The 17196-nt window shown below is 28.0% G+C and carries 16 protein-coding genes and 1 rRNA gene; 9 read left to right on the forward strand and 8 right to left on the reverse strand.

Annotated features, from left to right (window positions below):
• Positions 1–90: ribosomal RNA gene (gene rrf / locus T514_RS25875) — 5S ribosomal RNA — on the forward strand; the annotation flags it as partial.
• A gap of 326 nt (positions 91–416) precedes the next feature.
• Here rrf and T514_RS27650 read toward each other — a convergent pair.
• Positions 417–791 carry a hypothetical protein gene (locus T514_RS27650; protein WP_341350171.1) on the reverse strand — a complete coding sequence of 125 codons (375 nt, stop codon included), beginning with the start codon at positions 789–791 and terminating at the stop codon, positions 417–419.
• A gap of 372 nt (positions 792–1163) precedes the next feature.
• Complete coding sequence (locus T514_RS0117725) at positions 1164–2171, reverse strand: TRM11 family SAM-dependent methyltransferase (protein WP_242850628.1); 1008 nt, start codon at positions 2169–2171, stop codon at positions 1164–1166.
• 265 nt (positions 2172–2436) lie between these two features.
• Between T514_RS0117725 and T514_RS0117730 the strand changes: the two genes are divergently transcribed.
• Positions 2437–3948, forward strand: coding sequence for an N-acetylmuramoyl-L-alanine amidase (locus T514_RS0117730; RefSeq protein WP_034869588.1), 1512 nt, complete (start codon positions 2437–2439; stop codon positions 3946–3948).
• A gap of 24 nt (positions 3949–3972) precedes the next feature.
• Here the strand turns inward: T514_RS0117730 and T514_RS0117735 are convergent, their stop codons facing one another.
• The 3 genes from T514_RS0117735 to T514_RS0117745 all read right to left on the reverse strand — a co-directional run bounded on the left by T514_RS0117735 (position 3973) and on the right by T514_RS0117745 (position 7786).
• The gene (locus T514_RS0117735; RefSeq protein ID WP_027625981.1) at positions 3973–6279 is read right to left on the reverse strand and encodes a type IA DNA topoisomerase; all 2307 of its coding nucleotides are present in this window, start codon (positions 6277–6279) and stop codon (positions 3973–3975) included.
• Between the two features lie 166 nt (positions 6280–6445).
• Positions 6446–7000: a ferritin-like domain-containing protein gene (locus T514_RS0117740; protein ID WP_027625982.1), complete on the reverse strand. Its 555-nt coding sequence runs from the start codon at positions 6998–7000 to the stop codon at positions 6446–6448.
• A gap of 90 nt (positions 7001–7090) precedes the next feature.
• Positions 7091–7786: a cyclic nucleotide-binding domain-containing protein gene (locus T514_RS0117745; protein ID WP_027625983.1), complete on the reverse strand. Its 696-nt coding sequence runs from the start codon at positions 7784–7786 to the stop codon at positions 7091–7093.
• A 155-nt stretch (positions 7787–7941) separates the two neighbouring features.
• On the opposite strand from T514_RS0117745, the gene T514_RS0117750 reads away from it, so the two are divergent.
• The 3 genes from T514_RS0117750 to T514_RS0117760 all read left to right on the forward strand — a co-directional run bounded on the left by T514_RS0117750 (position 7942) and on the right by T514_RS0117760 (position 10037).
• Positions 7942–8364: a DMT family transporter gene (locus tag T514_RS0117750; protein WP_027625984.1), complete on the forward strand. Its 423-nt coding sequence runs from the start codon at positions 7942–7944 to the stop codon at positions 8362–8364.
• A 10-nt stretch (positions 8365–8374) separates the two neighbouring features.
• Positions 8375–8836 (forward strand): DMT family transporter, encoded by a 462-nt coding sequence (locus T514_RS0117755; RefSeq protein ID WP_027625985.1) that lies wholly within the window; start codon positions 8375–8377, stop codon positions 8834–8836.
• A 136-nt stretch (positions 8837–8972) separates the two neighbouring features.
• Entirely contained in the window at positions 8973–10037 is a 1065-nt protein-coding gene (locus T514_RS0117760; RefSeq protein WP_027625986.1) for an HD-GYP domain-containing protein, read from the forward strand.
• A gap of 34 nt (positions 10038–10071) precedes the next feature.
• Here T514_RS0117760 and T514_RS0117765 read toward each other — a convergent pair whose 3' ends face one another.
• On the reverse strand, positions 10072–10434 hold the full coding sequence (locus tag T514_RS0117765; protein WP_027625987.1) for a phage holin family protein: 363 nt from the start codon (positions 10432–10434) through the stop codon (positions 10072–10074).
• Between the two features lie 154 nt (positions 10435–10588).
• Between T514_RS0117765 and T514_RS0117770 the strand changes: the two genes are divergently transcribed.
• Positions 10589–11251, forward strand: a complete 663-nt coding sequence (locus T514_RS0117770; RefSeq protein WP_027625988.1) for a DedA family protein — start codon at positions 10589–10591, stop codon at positions 11249–11251.
• Between the two features lie 368 nt (positions 11252–11619).
• On the opposite strand, the gene T514_RS0117775 is transcribed toward T514_RS0117770, so the two are convergent.
• Positions 11620–12762, reverse strand: a complete 1143-nt coding sequence (locus tag T514_RS0117775) for a DEAD/DEAH box helicase (RefSeq protein WP_027625989.1) — start codon at positions 12760–12762, stop codon at positions 11620–11622.
• Positions 12763–12990: 228 nt separating this feature from the next.
• On the opposite strand from T514_RS0117775, the gene T514_RS0117780 reads away from it, so the two are divergent.
• From T514_RS0117780 to T514_RS0117790, 3 genes are all read left to right on the forward strand, one after another.
• Positions 12991–14688 (forward strand): methyl-accepting chemotaxis protein, encoded by a 1698-nt coding sequence (locus tag T514_RS0117780; RefSeq protein ID WP_027625990.1) that lies wholly within the window; start codon positions 12991–12993, stop codon positions 14686–14688.
• A gap of 90 nt (positions 14689–14778) precedes the next feature.
• On the forward strand, positions 14779–15654 hold the full coding sequence (locus T514_RS0117785; protein WP_084284719.1) for an SDR family NAD(P)-dependent oxidoreductase: 876 nt from the start codon (positions 14779–14781) through the stop codon (positions 15652–15654).
• A gap of 52 nt (positions 15655–15706) precedes the next feature.
• Entirely contained in the window at positions 15707–16270 is a 564-nt protein-coding gene (locus tag T514_RS0117790; RefSeq protein ID WP_027625992.1) for a DUF2284 domain-containing protein, read from the forward strand.
• 28 nt (positions 16271–16298) lie between these two features.
• Here the strand turns inward: T514_RS0117790 and T514_RS24925 are convergent, their stop codons facing one another.
• Entirely contained in the window at positions 16299–17180 is an 882-nt protein-coding gene (locus tag T514_RS24925) for a glycerophosphodiester phosphodiesterase (RefSeq protein ID WP_051542136.1), read from the reverse strand.
• Positions 17181–17196 lie beyond the last annotated feature (16 nt).

Genomic DNA, 17196 nt, shown 5'->3' on the forward strand with positions numbered 1-17196 from the left:
CCCGTTCCCATACCGAACACGAAGGTTAAGCTTTGAAGCGCTGATGGTACTGCAAGGGAGGCTTTGTGGGAGAGTAAGTCGTCGCCAGGTAATTAAAAAAACATCGAGTAAAATCTTGGTGTTTTTTTTATTTTTGTACAAAGTTTTTAGAGCATAGATTATAGATAATAGAGCACAGATAAAGATAATTTTTCTTCAGTAACATTACAAAAAGTTTTAAAATAGTTGTTTTAAAAAATAATAGTGAACAATTAGTAAAATATCAATATATTAATAAAAAATACCATACTAAGAACCCTTAGCATGGTATAGTTGTACTAGGCACATTCAAATAAATAACTAGTCAGTATGCTAGTCTTTTTTGTGAACTACTTCTTCCTTGGAACCTACTAATAGAATAACTATTAGCAGAATCTTTATAAATTTTCATTTTGTGAATCTTCATCTTTTACTACATTTTCTAAATTGCACTTTCTGTTGTCTAAAGTATTTAGATTTATATGATGTGTAATGGCGTTTTCAGGGGTATCCATGATATATCTATTCAAATAGATTCTTCCTTCAGGAGAATTTGCCACAGCATAAGGTTTTCCGTTACTTTTATAATAAACCCAAGTATAGCCTTTGTTAATAACTCTATCTAGGTCTTTTTTATCAATTAGAGACTTTGCTTTTTTTATACCATATTTATCCCTCAATATTATGGCAATAGTATTTTTATCTAATTCCTCATAATCATTAATTTTATCATTTTGATTATATATTTCTAAATTACTTTTTCTATTATCCAAAGTATCTCCATTACAATGTCTAATAGGCACTTTAGGGTGTGTACCCATAATAAATGAATGTAATGTTTGTTTTTCAATATGTTTTTTTCCATTTATAGAAGTATAAATTATATTTTGAACTAAATAATTATTAAAATCTTTATGCCATTCTGCGCACCAAATACCTTTTTCTAATACTTTTGTTAAATCCTCAGCGTCTATTTTAGTATCAATAAATGAACCGTTTTTTTTTCTTAATTTTAAATATGCAACATTTCCTTTTATCTCATATTCGTTAGCTTTTGTTTCAAGTTTGCTGTTTATAGCAAGTCACCTCTTTCTTTTATTTTAGAATAAGTTAGGATACTTAAAGCATCCTTTATTATAGCATAATCACTTACATATAGTTATATACCTTGTAAATTTCCCTTTAGAAACGTGGCACTTATCAACTATATTAAAACCACAGGATAGAATGTGATGATCCATGTTTTCTAAGGTAACAATAATTGCTTTTTTTGCTATTCTACGAGTAGTAGTTATAATATCTATTTGTTCTTTAAGGGTAGTTGGAGAAAATAATCCATAGGGAATATCTACAATTGCTGCATCGAATTTATCAGTTATATTATGCATATTTCCTTCGATAATAACATCATCATAACCAAAAAATTGCAGATTTTTTTTGGCGTTTGTAGCTATACAAGGATTTATTTCATACCCTCTAATATCAATTTCCATGGCTAGCCCTTCAATAACCACTGTTCCAATACCACAGCATGGATCTATTACTTTACATTTCAAATTATTAGATACAGCTATATTTACAATTGCTCTAGAGACTCTTACTCCTAGTGCATTAGAATAGCAGTAAGGTTTTTTATCATGAAATTTTAAATCCGACTCATTTTTTTTATATTCACCTAATATCCATTTATCATGTATTTTTGTTATACCTAAAATTACATTTGGATAACGCATTTCAGCTTCTCCAGTTATATTAAATCCAATTAAATATTCTATTCTACGTCTTTCACCAAAGCCAATTTTTTCATCATCAATATTAATATAACGAACTTTGAATTTTTCATAGGATAAATTGTTAACTATAATTTGATGAACTATATCTTCTAGCGTATTACCAGTATATATTACAGATATACATTGTTTTATGAAAGGACTTCTGGAAGGATCAACATAATGGTAAGAAAAAAAGTGTTTATTCTTTGGAATCATATTAAAAAGATACTTCATTTCCATTTTACACAGGTTTTCTTCATATGCTGGAAAATTAATAGTATAAAAATATAATTTTAATTTATTTTTATTATATATTTTCAAATTTATTATTTTATTTAATCTAGCACTATATTTTACATTATTAGGTATCAACTGCAGCATAAATACACCCCTTTCTCAAGTTGAAAGATGAAATAAACAACAATATACACTACAACAACTTTAATATATATATAGTATAAAGTCAATGAAAGCATTATTTTTGTTGCTTATGGAAAATATTACAGGGTGAAATATTATGAAAAATAATGTAACTTAAAATATGTAGAGCGAATTATAAACATAATTCGTCTAATATTATAGATAGATATTAATAAATTTTGTGCTATAATAAGTTGTAAAAAAATTATAAGGAGTGACTAAACGAATGAAGAAAAATTTAATGTCATTTTTTTGTTGCGTTCTATCTGTGATTTTTCTATATACATTCAAAGTATGTGCCGCCTCTGACATCCAAAGATTTGGAGGGGAAGATAGATATGAAACGTCAATAAAAATTTCACAAGGTAACTGGCAAGATTCTGATTATATAATATTGGTTTCAGGCAAAAACTTTCCAGATGCTTTAAGTGCAACTCCATTATCAAAAAAATATAATGCACCTATTTTATTAACAGGAAGTGAGGAAATAGGTACTAATGTGATGGAGGAAATAAAAAGATTAAGCCCTAAATATGCATTTATAATAGGAGGAACTGGGGCAATATCTGAAAATGTTGAAAGACAATTAACTCAAAAGGATATAGTATGTACTAGAATAGCTGGTGAAGACAGATATGAAACTAGTGCTAAAGTAGCACAAAAAATTGGGACAAGCAATGGAGCGTTCATTACTTCTGGAGAAAATTTTCCAGATGCAGTATCAGTAGCTGCAATAGCTGCTGCAAAGGAAATGCCTATACTGCTTACTAAAAGGGATAAATTACCTGATGAAGTAAAAAAAGTTATGGAAGCAAATAGTAAGTATTATGTTATAGGAGGAGAAGGCTCTGTTAGCCCAAATGCTGTTAATGAAATTGGTGATTACAAAAGAATAGGTGGTAGTGACAGATATGAAACTAATGCAGCAGTTATAAATGAATTTAAAAATGATTTAGATTTCAGCAATACATATTTAGCCAATGGATATGGTTTTGCAGATGCATTATCAGGATCTGCAGCAGCAGCGAAAACAAAAGCTCCTATTGCTTTAGTAAGTGATTCATTTAATATAAAAAATTCTATAATTAAATATAATATAGATAACATATCTACAATATGTGTATTAGGGGGAACTGGTGTAATATCAGACATATTAGTACATAGGATTATAAATGGAGGAGTAATAAAGGTTTGCATAGATCCAGGACATGGAGGATATGATTCTGGAGCAGTAGGTCCTAATGGTGTCCTTGAAAAAAATGTAAATTTAGCTATAGCATTGAAAACTGGAAAAATACTTAAAGCAAATGGTATAGAAATTGTATATACTAGAACAAATGACAATGTACCTTGGCCTGCAAATGTATTACAAGACCTTCAAATGCGTTGTGATATAGCTAATAATGCAAATGTTGATTACTTTGTATGTATACATGCTAATAGTGCAGGGACTTCTGCTAATGGATCAGAAACATATTATTCTTCTGGTAGCGTAAAAGGGCAAAAATTAGCGGAATCAATACAAAAGGAAATTATTAATGCTACTGGATTATTTAATAGAGGAGTAAAAACAGAGAACTTTTATGTGCTAAATCATACAGATGCACCAGCAGTACTTGTAGAAACTGCATTTATAAGTAATCCAAATGAGGAAAAGTTATTAAATAGTGATTCATTTCAAAATACAATGGCACAAGCAATTGCAAGAGGTGTAATAAATTTTGTTAGTACACAATAAAAAAAGACGATAATTCGTCTTTTTTTATTGCCCATTAACAAAGAAAAATTGTATTTTTCCATCTTTTATAATAAGTCTTGCGTTAAATTCATTACCTTTTTTTGATTTAAAACCGGTTAATATGTCTGTCTTGCCATCAGTTATTAATTTGCTAATTTGCTCAAGAGGTATCTTTTGCCCACACATTTCCCCTAAGAAAAATTTACAGCCACTTTGCCAATTATCACAGCCATAACCTTTGCTGTTTTTCACTATATTGCCTGCTTTGCATATAGGGCATATACCGATAGAGTCCTTATTTTTATTATTAGAAGGCCTTTTCTTTTTACTTCCACTCTTATTGTTATTATTGTTATTATTCTTAATTTCTTTAAAAGAACTTTGCATAATATGGACATTTGTATTATTTATAACTTTGCTTACATTAATTTTAGTATAATCTTCTAGCTTTTTCATAAATACATCAGGATCTATTTCTTTTTGATAAACCATATTCAATCCTTTTTCCCAACTAGCTGTTAGAATAGGATTAAGCAAGGTAGGAATAGAATTTTTTATAACTTCATATATCATTTCTCCTTTTTGTGTTGGAGTAATAATTTGAGTTTTTTTATCGGAACTAATATAACCTATTTTTTCTAACTTTTTTAATATTTCTGCTCTAGTAGCAGAAGTTCCTATACCTGCTCCTTTTATTTGTTCCCTAAGTTCTTCGTCTTCTATAAGTTTACCTGCATTTTCCATAGCAATAATTATAGATCCTGAAGTATATCTTTTAGGAGGTGAAGTTTCACCTTCCTTTACTTCCAGCTTAACTAAATTAACTTTTTGCGATTTTTTCAGTTTACTTAAAAATTTAAGGTTTTTTTCTTCTGCGTTTTTTTTATTATCTTTTAATATAGTAAGATATCCTTCCTCTACACATACCTTATCTGTGGTGAAAAATCTTTCTCCATCTATCTTTGTGGTAATAGCTATTTTATTATATTTAGCTGGAGGATAAAATATAGCTAAAAATCTTCTAAGTACTAAGTTGTACACTTTTTTTTCTAAATCTGAAAGACCATTATAATTTTGCAGCCCCTCTCCTGTAGGTATAATGGCATAGTGATCTGTTATCTTGCTATCATTTACATACTTAGTTTTATCCAAATTTAAATACCATTTGTTATTTAGTATATTTTGAGATATATCTTTTATTTCATCATCATCATATTTTATAAGCTTTCTTATATTTTTATCTATTTCTTTTGCTACAGCTTTTGATAACACCCTAGCATCTGTTCTTGGATAGGTAAGTAATTTTTTTTCATATAATGATTGTACTTTATTTAAAGTTTCTTCAGGACTTATTTTAAATTTCTTTGAACATTCATTTTGAAGTTCAGCTAAATTAAATAGCAAAGGAGCATTTTTATTTTCTACGGATTTTTTTATATCCTCTATAATAGGAAACTCTTTAAAAGTTTTTTCATTTATTTCACTTATTAATTTTTCAGCATCTTCTCTTTTTTTGAATCCACCTTCATTGTATAGAAGAGGAGAGTCTATGTATTTTGAGCCTTCTGCAGATTTCCATTCTCCATCATAAACCATTTTTTCTTCATCAATAGCATCTTTATTGCCATCAAAACTCCCTAATATTTTATAGAAAGGAGTCTTTATAAAGCTCCTAAATTCTCTTTCTCTATCAACAATCATGCCTAAAACGCAGCTCATAACTCTACCTACCGCAATTACTACATGATCATCTTCGATAGCATTAGCTACAGATCTACCATATTTAAGTGTTAAAAGCCTTGAAAAGTTTATACCTAAAAGATAATCTTCCTTGGCTCTTAAATATGCTGAGTCTGCTAAAGAATCATACTCAGAAAGATTTTTAGCAGACTGTATTCCTCTTTTTATTTCTTCTTCTGTTTGAGAGTCAATCCACACTCTCTTTTTTTCCTTATTTTCTACTCCAACCATTTGATCAACAAGTCTATAAATATATTCTCCTTCTCTTCCAGAGTCCGTACAGACATATATTTTATTTATATCTTCTCTTTTTAATAAGTTTTTAACTATATTAAATTGTTTTTCTACTGCTGGAATAACTTCATATTTATATTCCTTTGGTAAAAATGGTAAATTATCCAAAGACCATCTTTTAAGATTTTTATCATATTTTTCTGGATAACACATTGTTACCATATGACCTACACACCAGGAAAACACGGCTTTATCTGATTCTATATATCCATCCTTCTTTATTCCTTTTATATTTAAAAGTTTTACGTACTCCATAGCCACCGATGGCTTCTCTGTAATAAACAAAGCTTTATTCATTAAAAAACCTCACAGTACTTCAATAATTTGCATTAGGCACATTAAAATAAATAACCTAGCATACTGACTTATTTATTTTTTTAATGTGCCTTATTTTAAAAGTTTCATACATATAATAATACCACAAAACACAAAAAAAGTGCCACGCACTTTTTTTGCAATGTTTTTATGAAATAGCTCTATAAGTACATCCACAGAATTTTAATAAAGCTTTATTGAAGAGTTTAATGTGGAGTTTTTCGTCCAAGATAATTCTTTGAAGTATAGCTTTTATATAATGATCATCCATCATACATATATGTTTATTATATTCATTTATAGCTTTATATTCTGAATCAATGTCAGCTTTTAATCTTTCACAGAGCCCTGATCCATAGTGTATGAAGGTTCCGTTCCAAAAGTTACAACAAGTGCTATAAGTGCCTCTAATTATAGGATTGCCACCTAGTTTTTTAATCACACTTGCTAGAATTTCCATATGATGCATTTCAGTTATAGCTACATTTTCTAAAAGTTTTCCAAGCTCTTCATCAATATCTTCAAAAAACAAATGATGATAAAGGTATTGGTTAATAGCGGTAAATTCGCTGATTAAACCAGCATAATCATCCATTAATAATGCTGCATAGAAAGGATTTTCTCTAACTACCTTTATTTCAGGATAAGGAGATGGATCAGCACATTTATCTCTTTTATGAAGGTCATGGTCATTTTTACTCAAAACAGATTCCTCCAAAATAAAACTAATATTAATATTATATATTCCTGTAATAAAAGGTATATGTTTATATTTATATAGAAAAGAATGTTTTTATTCATATATATCTCCGGCTAGTCTTTCTAATTCCTTTTTATTTAATATAACTATTGAGTTTTTATATTTTTTTATTATATTTTCATTACATAATTTATTTATAGTTCTAAGTAAATGCCTATAGCTGGTTCCAAGTAAATCTGCCATTTCAGTAAGTTTATATGTAGAAATTTCGCTTACATCATAATATTCATCATTTGTAGAAGAAATAGCTAAAATGTAACTAGCTAATCTATTTTCTAAAGGATATAAAAGATTTATAGAACTAGCTTTTGAGTTTTTATCTAATTTACATCCTAAACTATTTATTATATATTTTAAAAATACGGTATCATCTAGTGCTAGTTTTCTTAGAATATTCATTGGAATTCCAATAAATAATGTTTCTTCTAGAGCTTGAATATTAGAGATAGCATAATTGTTATTAATAAATTCAATGTCACCAATTACACTTAAGGGCTTGTAAAATCTTAGCAAAAGCGACTTGCCATTCTTTAGTAAAAGATATACTTTAATTTTGCCATGAACTAAAAAATAAAAATATTTTAGTGTATCGTTGCATTTGCAAATATATTCATTTTTATTAAAGCTAAGAAGTTCCATATATGGAGTTAAGTCTTTAAGAAAGAAGCTGTTAATATTGTATTTATCTATATAATGTTTCAATTTCATATTATCATTAACTTTTTCCAATGTTAATCACCTCATATAATATTATAAATTATTAGTTGAAATTATGACATATGTCCTATTATATATAATTATTTGTATGATAACCTTGAGTAAGAAAGAATAATTAGACATCGGTCTATTATTTTTGAATATGCCTTAAGGAATGGGGGAATTGAATGTATAAGCTAAGTGCAGTAGTTATAGGATTTTTAATTGCCATAATGGTAACTATTAATGGCACTTTATCTAAAGGAATAGGAGACTATAAATCAGTATTAATAATCCATATAGTAGGCCTTATAGCTGTAAGCTTTGTATTACTTTTAAGAAAGGAAAAGCTAAAGATTAAAGAAAAATTACCAATATACCTTTTTAGTGCAGGAGCTATTGGAGTTTTCGTAGTGCTTTTTAACAATATCACTTTTAACAAATTAGGAGCATCCCTTACTTTGTCATTAGGATTGTTTGGTCAACTTATTATGTCTGGAATAATAGATCATTTTGGATTATTTGGTATGGAAGTTAGTAAATTCAAACCTAAAAAGACAATAGGTTTTTTTATGGTGCTTATAGGAATAATCGTGATGGTAGTATATTAGGAGGAGAGATATGGTGTATATAGTACTTGCATTTATAACTGGAGCTATGGTTATTTTATCAATGGTAATAAACTCTCGATTAGGAAAGAAAATGGGAGTATTGCAAGGAACATTTATAAATTATGTAGTAGGTTTAGTGGGGATTTTTATAGTACTACTTGTAAAAGAACGAGGAATAGTTATATTTACATATAAATTATATAATATTCCTGTATGGGCATATTTAGGAGGGGTAATAGGTGTTATGGTAGTGGCTATATCTAATGTTGTAATACCTAAAATTCCAACTATATATTCAACCCTATTAATATTTATTGGACAAATTGTAACAGGAATAGTTATAGATTTCATAACTGTTAATGTAGTTTCTAAAGGAAAAATTATAGGAAGTATTCTTATATTGGGAGGACTTTGGTATAACTTTTATATAGATAAACAAGAATTATCTAAGGAAGAAATTGAACAAGCCTAAATTCTTGCTAAATTAGCTAATTAACGACTTTAAACATAATCGTGTTATTGTAAAATAATTCATAAAATGTTATTATTAATACAAAAGTTACAAAATATTAAAGCGATTTTAGTTTTGCGTTAAGGGGTTGATGGGAATGACCAATAGAATAGTTTGTACTAATGTAAACGATTTAGTACCGGGAATGATTGTTGCTGAGAATATAGTGACTAATAATTCTATCTTGGTATCTAAGGGAGTAGAAATTACTGATGGTATAATAAGAAAGTTAAAAAGGGTCTATTTTCAAAGTACTTTACCAATATATGATTTAAATGATAATAAAGAAGATACTAGAAAAAGTGATAAAAAAACAATAGAAGAAGTTCAATCAAGTGTGAAAAGGTTTTCTCAGAATATTGAGAATATGTTTCAACATATTAAATGTGATGGCAGAGCTAATATGAATGAAATAAGAAATTTTTCTAAAAAAATTATGAATGAACTAGATTCTCCAAGCACTATAGTTAAAAATATAGTTTTGGAAGGTAGTGGGGAAGATTGTATATTTAAGCATTCCGTAAATGTAGCGGCTTTAAGTTTACTTTTGGGTAAATGGATATGCTATGATAAAATAAAATTAAACTTACTAGTTTATTCAGCTATATTGCACGATTTTGGTAAGAGCAAAATAGATAATAGTATATTAAATAAACCAACAAGACTTACAGAAAGAGAGAGGGAAGAAATAAGAAAACATCCAGTAATAGCTTATAATTTAGTCAAAAATATGACTCTTTTAAATTCATCTGTTGGATATGGAATATTAATGCATCATGAAAGACTTGATGGTTCGGGATATCCTTTAGGGTTAAAGGGGGACAGAATAAATGAATTTGCAAAAATTATAGCTATAGCGGATACTTTTGATGCATTGAATTCTGATAGAATTTATAGAAAAAAAGCAGATCCTTTTAGTGCATTAGAGATTATTCAAAGAAATAGTTTAGGAAAATTAGATTATAATTACAGCAAAATATTTATAGAACATATAATAAATTATTATATAGGAGAGAGAGTTTTGCTTAATAATGATTGTATATGTAAAATAATACATATCGATATAAATAACTTGTCATGCCCGTTGCTTCTTAGTAACGATAACTTTATAGATTTAAAGGAACATAGAAATTTAAGAGTTACATCTCTAGTTATAGACTAATTAAAAAAGACGACAATTGTCGTCTTTTTATATATTACATAACTCTGCCTGGTAATATAGCATCTATTATTCCAATAACTATTGCAGCTAATATAGCGCCTATTATAGATACCCTCATGTTAGGAACTATAAATTGCGTTATGTATATTATTATAGCCGCAATAACAAATCCCTTGAAGCCTTTTCCAAAAGGCGAAGCATCAACACCCATAAGACTTTCTACTAAAGCATCTATCAATGTTATTACAACTGCTGCTAGTAACATTGACCACATTCCTGTAATACTAAAGCCAGGAGTAAAAAAGGATGTTACGCCTAAAACAATTGCTGTTAATATAAGCCTTATTATATAGTGCATTATACCTGGCCTTTCTCTTTCAGTGTTTTTATCACCCATAATTTTTATCCTCCTTTATAAAGTAGATAATTGATATACATATATTATGTGCATAAAAACTAAAAATATTTAAAAAATTTTTAATGTAATTTTAATGTTTTAAAGTTATAATAAAATTAATAACAAATGTTGAAATATGGAGGGAAAAATACTAATGGAAATTTTATCAAATTTTATTGATGTAATATTACATATTGATAAGTATTTAAATGTAATAATACAAAACTATGGCATTTGGACCTATGCACTACTTTTTACAATTATTTTTTGTGAAACTGGATTAGTAGTAATGCCATTTTTACCAGGGGACTCTGTTCTTTTTGCAACAGGTGCGTTAGCAGCTTCAGGATCAATGAATATATTAACGCTTTTTGTCATATTTTATGTATCAGCTATATTAGGTGATACAGTTAATTATTATATTGGAAAAAAGGTTGGATATAAAATTTTAGAAAAAGAAGAGGTTAAGTTTATTAATAAGGAATATTTAAAAAAGGCACATAAATTCTACCAAAAGCATGGAGCTATTACCATAGTTTTAGCTAGATTTATACCTATAATAAGAACTTTTGCACCATTTGTTGCAGGGGTTGGAGAAATGTCTTATCCAAAGTTTATTACCTACAACTTTTTAGGTGGACTAGTATGGGTATCATTATTTTTAGGTGGAGGATACTTCTTTGGAAACTTGCCGTTTATTAAACAGAACTTTTCTCATGTTTTAATAGGAATTATAATAGTTTCTGTTTTACCAGCAGTTATTGGTTTTATAAAAGAAAAGAGAAATGCTGGAGTTAATGAAGGAGAGGCCGCATAAAAAAGAGCGAAGCACTTTTTTAGAGCACAGAGCATAGATGACAGAGTACAGATAAGAAGAATTTTTCGCCATTGACATTACGAAAAATTTAAAATAGAGCTTATACCGAGGTTATTTTAAAAACGCCTATGAGATTAAAAAACTGATTTCTGTATTAAACAGGAATCAGTTTTTAATTTCATATATTAATTGCAGTCATAGGATAAGTTCTTCTAATCTTCAGCCATTTTCAACTCTCAATTTTAAATTTACAATAGCGAAAGGGAAAAAGTCTCTATTACAATTCAATCCTGGTTATTCACTTCTAAAAATTCTCTGTACTCTGTGCTCTGTAATCTGCACTCTGAAAAAAATTGGTCACAATTTTTTTATTGCAGGCTATGAATAGTTCCTCTATATATTTCTTTGCCTTCAATTTTTATATTTAATTCTTTCTCATATTTTCTAATAAGTGAAGTTTCTTTTTCTGTGACTACAGAAATAGCAGTACCTAAGTTTCCAGCTCTGCCAGTTCTGCCTACTCTATGTAAATATTCTTTTGGATCCTCAGATAAATCTAAATTAAATATATGAGATACACCTTTTACGTCTAAGCCTCTAGCAGCTAAATCTGAAGCTATTAAAAGCTGAATTTTACCTTGTCTAAAACCTTCTAAGGCTTTCTTACGTTCTTCTTTTGAAGCACTTCCATATATTGCATAGGCGTTAATATGATGGTATTGAAGTTTTAATGTAGTCAATTCTATTTCTTCACCTTTATTAATAAACACAATAGCTTTTTCAGGTTTTATTGAGGCTACTAATTTTCTTAAAGTTTCAATTTTATCTCTTTGTTCTGCGACAAAATACATGTGGTTAATGCTAGGGTTAACTACTATTTTTTCTTCAGCTTTTATAAATTTTGCTTCCTTCATTAAATCTTTTGCTATATTGAGTGTTCTTTCATTTATAGTAGCTGAAAATACCATTAGTTGTCTGTCTCTCATGGTAGTCTTTATAACATCTTTTACTCCAGATAGATTTCTTTCATCAAGTAATCTATCGCCTTCATCTATAACAATAGTTTTAATAGTATGAGCTGTTATTTTTTTCTTTTTTATAAGTTCAAATATTCTTCCAGTAGAACCTACAATTATATGAGGTTTTTCTTTTAATTTTTCAATTTGTCTTTTTATATTTACTTCTCCTATAATAGGGGTAGAAGTTATAGGCATTTCAGAGTTTTTAGATAAAAGTTTTATTTCATTATCTATTTGCATAACTAATTCATGAGTTGGAGCTAATATAATTGCCTGCATTTCTCTTTTAGTTGCATCTACTTTTTGAAATATAGGAAGTAAATAAGCTAAAGTTTTCCCACTTCCTGTTTCAGATTGCCCTATTATATCTATATTTTCTAATGCTAATGGAATTGCTTTTATCTGTATATCTGTAGGTTCAGATATACCTTCTTTCTTTAAACCTTCTACTAATTTTGAATCTAAATTTAATTTATCAAATGAATTTACCATATCTATCTCCTTTAAAATTAAATACACTATTTAAATAATATTGGTATATTATTAGTATTAAAAACTTCTATAATTCTATACTTAGCTTATGTTTTTGTCAATAAATTATAATGTCGATTAATGTATAAAAATAAAGAAAAATATATAAATAAGTTCAAAAAACATACGACAATATATAAAATAAGAAATAAGTTACATAGCATAGAAAAAGTTGGGGGGCGTGATAAAATGCATATATCTAAATTATTAAAAATTATTCAAAGTACATTCATATTAATAATACTTGCTCTTATAGGAATAGTATATTATTTAAACATTAGTTACAATGAGGAAAGAAAAACAGTAAATACTCAGATGGAATTGAAGCAATTAGGAATAGATTTAGGTACGGCTTCCGATTATTTAACTGACCAAGCTAGAAGATATGTACAGTTTGGAGAAGAAAAATATTATAATAACTATTGGAAAGAAGTTAATGAAACAAAAACTCGTGATAAAGTAGTGAGTAGGTTGAAGGAATTAAACACACCACAAAATGAGTTGGAATTAATAGAAAAAGCTAAACAAAATTCTGATGGTTTAATTGCTGTGGAGGAAGAATCTTTTAAAGCAACAAAGAACAAAGATTTTGATAAGGCAAGAAAACTCATGTTTGGAAAGGAATATGACAACTATAAAGATGAAATAAAAAAGCCTATATCAGAATTTCAAGAAAAGATGAACAATAGAGCTGCAAAGCAAACAGAGGATATAGGAAATAGAGTGAAAGTATTATTAGTTATAACTAATATGCTAATAGTCCTTATAGGAATAATTATAATTTTAGCACTTATAGTACTTAATAAGAAAATATCAAAGCCTATCAATAAAATTAAAGAGGAATTAAATAATTTAGCACAGCGTGGTGGAGATTTAACCCAAAAAATAAATGTAAATTCTAAGGATGAAATAGGGGAGCTTTCCCACATTATAAATGATTTCTTAGAAACCCTTAGAAAAATGCTTTTAGTTGTTAAAAGCAATTCTTTAAATATAGAACAAAATTCTTCAAGTTTAAATTCTATTTCAGAAGAAATGTCCATTTCTTCTAAAAATGTATCAATAGCCATAAGTGATGTAGCTAGTGGTACAGGAGATCAAGCACAGGATTTAGTAAATATAACCTCAGCGCTAAATGATTTTGCAAAAGAGCTTAATGAAATGATAGATTCAATAGGAAACATAAATAGAAGTTCAGTAATAATTGAAAGTACTGCAAATGAAAGTTCAGATAATATGGCATCTTTAATAGAATCTGTAAAGAAAGTAGATAATAATTTTAAAAACTTTGCTGAAAAAATAAATTTACTGGGAAGTAATATTGAAAAAGTAAATGAAATAACAAATATAATTAATAGTATCTCAGAACAAACTAATCTTTTAGCTTTAAATGCAGCAATTGAAGCGGCAAGAGTAGGTGAAAGCGGAAAGGGATTTGCAGTAGTAGCAGAAGAAATTAGAAAGTTAGCTGGACAAAGTAGAGAATCTGCTGAGGGTATTACAAACTTAATTAGTAATGTTTATAATGAAACTACTTCAATTGTTAGATCCTCTGAAGAAATAAATAAGGAGCTAGCAGATCAAGTAAATATTATAAATAATTCAATGAAATCTTTTGAAAATATATTAAACTCAATTGATGATATAATACCTAAGATTCAAAATTTAAATAATGGGTCTTCACATTTGAATGAGGAAAAAGAAAATATTTTATGTAAGATAGAAAATTCTTCTTCTATAGCAGAAGAAGTATCTGCATCAGCGGAGGAGATATCAGCTTCTATTGAAGAGATGACTATACAGGCTAATAAGGTTGCCGATTCTTCAAAGGAACTTAAAAACATAACGGATACTATGATTGAAAGTATAAATAAGTTTAAACTATAAATATTATTAGCCGTAATTATTTTGAGTTAATTAGCAAAATATTACGGCTAATATTTATTTTTACCCAAAGTATAAACTTCTAATTGTAATATGTGTAAGAAAAATTTTAATTATTATATTATAATAGGGTTATTAGTATCAGAATATAAAAAATATGGATGTGAGAACTTGGTAGATAATAAAAATGAAAATGTATTGATAACAGGAGCATCTTCAGGAATAGGATATGAATTGGCTAAAGTGTTTGCTAAAAATGGTTATAATCTTATACTTGTAGCTAGAAGAGTAGATATATTAGAAGAATTAAAAGAAAGCTTATCAAAAGAGTATGATATAATGGTAAAAGTAATAGGAATAGATTTGATAAAGCCCAATTCAGTAGAGTATGTATTTGAACAAATTAAAAATTGTAAATTGAGTATAGATATACTTGTTAATAATGCTGGAATTGGAAGTTGTGGTCTTTTTAGTGAAACAAACTTAAAAAAAATTGAAGATACTATACAATTAAATATAACTGCCTTAACTAAGTGTACAAAATTTGCAGTAGATGAAATGCTTAAAAGAAAAAGTGGTAAAATATTAAATGTAGCTTCTACAGGAGCTTATCAGCCAGGACCTTTAATTTCCGTATATTATGCAACAAAAGCTTATGTACTTTCTTTTTCCGAAGCTATTTATAATGAACTTAAACCATATAATGTGACTGTAACAGCACTTTGTCCAGGAACTACAAGTACAGAGTTTTCGAAAAATGCAGGTAAAGGTGATTTGAAAAATGCTATGAGCGCTAGAAAAGTTGCAGAAATGGCTTATAAAGGTCTTATGAAAGACAAAAGAATTGTTATACCTGGGGCTTTAAATAAATTCTTAGTATGTATGTCTAAATTAATACCAAGAAGTCTATTAGCAATTATAGTAAGAAAAATTCAATACAAGGCTATAAAGGAAATGAAGAAGAGTTAGTTTAGTTATTAAATTAGAAATATATAGATGTTTAAGGGAGGATGAAGGTAAAATGAGCTATGTGAATTGTGAAAGTATTGTAACCCATATTTTGAATGCAGGTGCAACCTATGCAAAATGTTTCAGTCCAAACAATTTAGTGTTTTCAAATAAATTTAGAAACTATTGTGAAGAAAATTTATGCGGACATTATGGAACCAATTGGATGTGTCCTCCTGCAGTAGGTCCTATAGACGAATTAAAAGAAAAAGTAGTAAGATTTGAAAATGGTGTTGTATTTCAAAATGTAACAGAAGTAAGAGATATGAAGGATAAAGAAGGATTAGATAGAGCAAGGGATTCACATAATGATTTTTTAAGAAAAATATCTAAATTTCTTAGTGAAAAGTACAAGGATGTGGATATTTTTCCAATGGGAGCAGGGCATTGTGAAATATGTGAAAGATGTGCATATTTAGATAAAGAAAAATGCAGGCATCCAGAGATGGCATTACCTTCAGCAGAGGCATATGGTATTGACTTAGGAGAGCTATTAAAGTCTTGCGGATTAAAATTTAGCTATTCAGAGAATTCTGTTGCTTATGTTTCATTAATATTATTTAATAATAAAGGATAGCTTTTAAAAGCCATCCTTTTTCTTATTGTTAAATTTCGTCTCTCATTGCAGATAACAAAGTTTGATTCTTTCTTTTAGCTATAATTGATTTAAGTTTATCTGGATAATCTGTTATTATATTATCTACTCCAAGGTTAATATATTTTACCATATCCTTTTCTTTATTTATTGTCCAAACGTGAACTTGTCTACCTTTTTTATGAGCTTTTTCAATAAAACTTCTATTAACAATACGACCATCTAGACTATAAATATCTACATCCATAGATTCAAGATCTTTTAATGAATTATGAGTTATATATCCAATCTTTATGGAAGGATCTAATTTCCTAATCTGTTTTAAAACATTATAGTTTGAAGAGGTTATTATGCAATTATTTTTAAACTTTTCATTTTTAATCATATTTAGGGAATTTAGGACTAAATTTTTATCATGACCATTAGTTTTTATTTCAATATTAAGTTTTATCTTGCCATTTGAGGCTCTTAAAATCTCATCTAAGGTAGGAATTTTTTCTCCCCTAAATTTACTATTAAAATAACTTCCAGCATCATAGTTCTCAAGATCATGATAGGTTACTTCCCATATTTTTTTATTATGTCCACAAACTCTTTTAAAATTGTTATCGTGAAATAAAATTATTTTTCCATCTTTTGTTTCTTGTACATCAATTTCTGCATAATCTACTTCTGAATTTATTGCATATTTTATAGCACTTAAAGTATTTTCAGGAGCTTTGGAAGAATTGCCCCTATGTGCAGTTATAAAAATTTTATCATTATCCATAGGAAAGCTGAATAAAACAGTAGATGGCATAAAAATCAATGCTATAAAAATTATAAATGGAACAAAGTTAATTAAAGATTTTTTAAATGAATAAATGAAACAATTTTTTTTACTTAAAACCATAGCATATCACCAACTT

The sequence above is a fragment of the Clostridium lundense DSM 17049 genome (assembly GCF_000619945.1).
Taxonomy (GTDB): domain Bacteria; phylum Bacillota; class Clostridia; order Clostridiales; family Clostridiaceae; genus Clostridium_AO; species Clostridium_AO lundense.

Excerpts from the sequence above, each read along its gene's own strand:
- T514_RS0117725 (WP_242850628.1), bottom strand. The coding sequence starts at position 2,171 with ATGCTGCAGTTGATACCTAATAATGTAAAATATAGTGCTAGATTAAAT.
- T514_RS0117730 (WP_034869588.1), top strand. The coding sequence starts at position 2,437 with ATGAAGAAAAATTTAATGTCATTTTTTTGTTGCGTTCTATCTGTGATT.
- T514_RS0117735 (WP_027625981.1), bottom strand. The coding sequence starts at position 6,279 with ATGAATAAAGCTTTGTTTATTACAGAGAAGCCATCGGTGGCTATGGAG.
- T514_RS0117750 (WP_027625984.1), top strand. The coding sequence starts at position 7,942 with ATGTATAAGCTAAGTGCAGTAGTTATAGGATTTTTAATTGCCATAATG.
- T514_RS0117755 (WP_027625985.1), top strand. The coding sequence starts at position 8,375 with ATGGTGTATATAGTACTTGCATTTATAACTGGAGCTATGGTTATTTTA.
- T514_RS0117760 (WP_027625986.1), top strand. The coding sequence starts at position 8,973 with ATGACCAATAGAATAGTTTGTACTAATGTAAACGATTTAGTACCGGGA.
- T514_RS0117765 (WP_027625987.1), bottom strand. The coding sequence starts at position 10,434 with ATGGGTGATAAAAACACTGAAAGAGAAAGGCCAGGTATAATGCACTAT.
- T514_RS0117770 (WP_027625988.1), top strand. The coding sequence starts at position 10,589 with ATGGAAATTTTATCAAATTTTATTGATGTAATATTACATATTGATAAG.
- T514_RS0117775 (WP_027625989.1), bottom strand. The coding sequence starts at position 12,762 with ATGGTAAATTCATTTGATAAATTAAATTTAGATTCAAAATTAGTAGAA.
- T514_RS0117780 (WP_027625990.1), top strand. The coding sequence starts at position 12,991 with ATGCATATATCTAAATTATTAAAAATTATTCAAAGTACATTCATATTA.
- T514_RS0117785 (WP_084284719.1), top strand. The coding sequence starts at position 14,779 with ATGTGTAAGAAAAATTTTAATTATTATATTATAATAGGGTTATTAGTA.
- T514_RS0117790 (WP_027625992.1), top strand. The coding sequence starts at position 15,707 with ATGAGCTATGTGAATTGTGAAAGTATTGTAACCCATATTTTGAATGCA.
- T514_RS24925 (WP_051542136.1), bottom strand. The coding sequence starts at position 17,180 with ATGGTTTTAAGTAAAAAAAATTGTTTCATTTATTCATTTAAAAAATCT.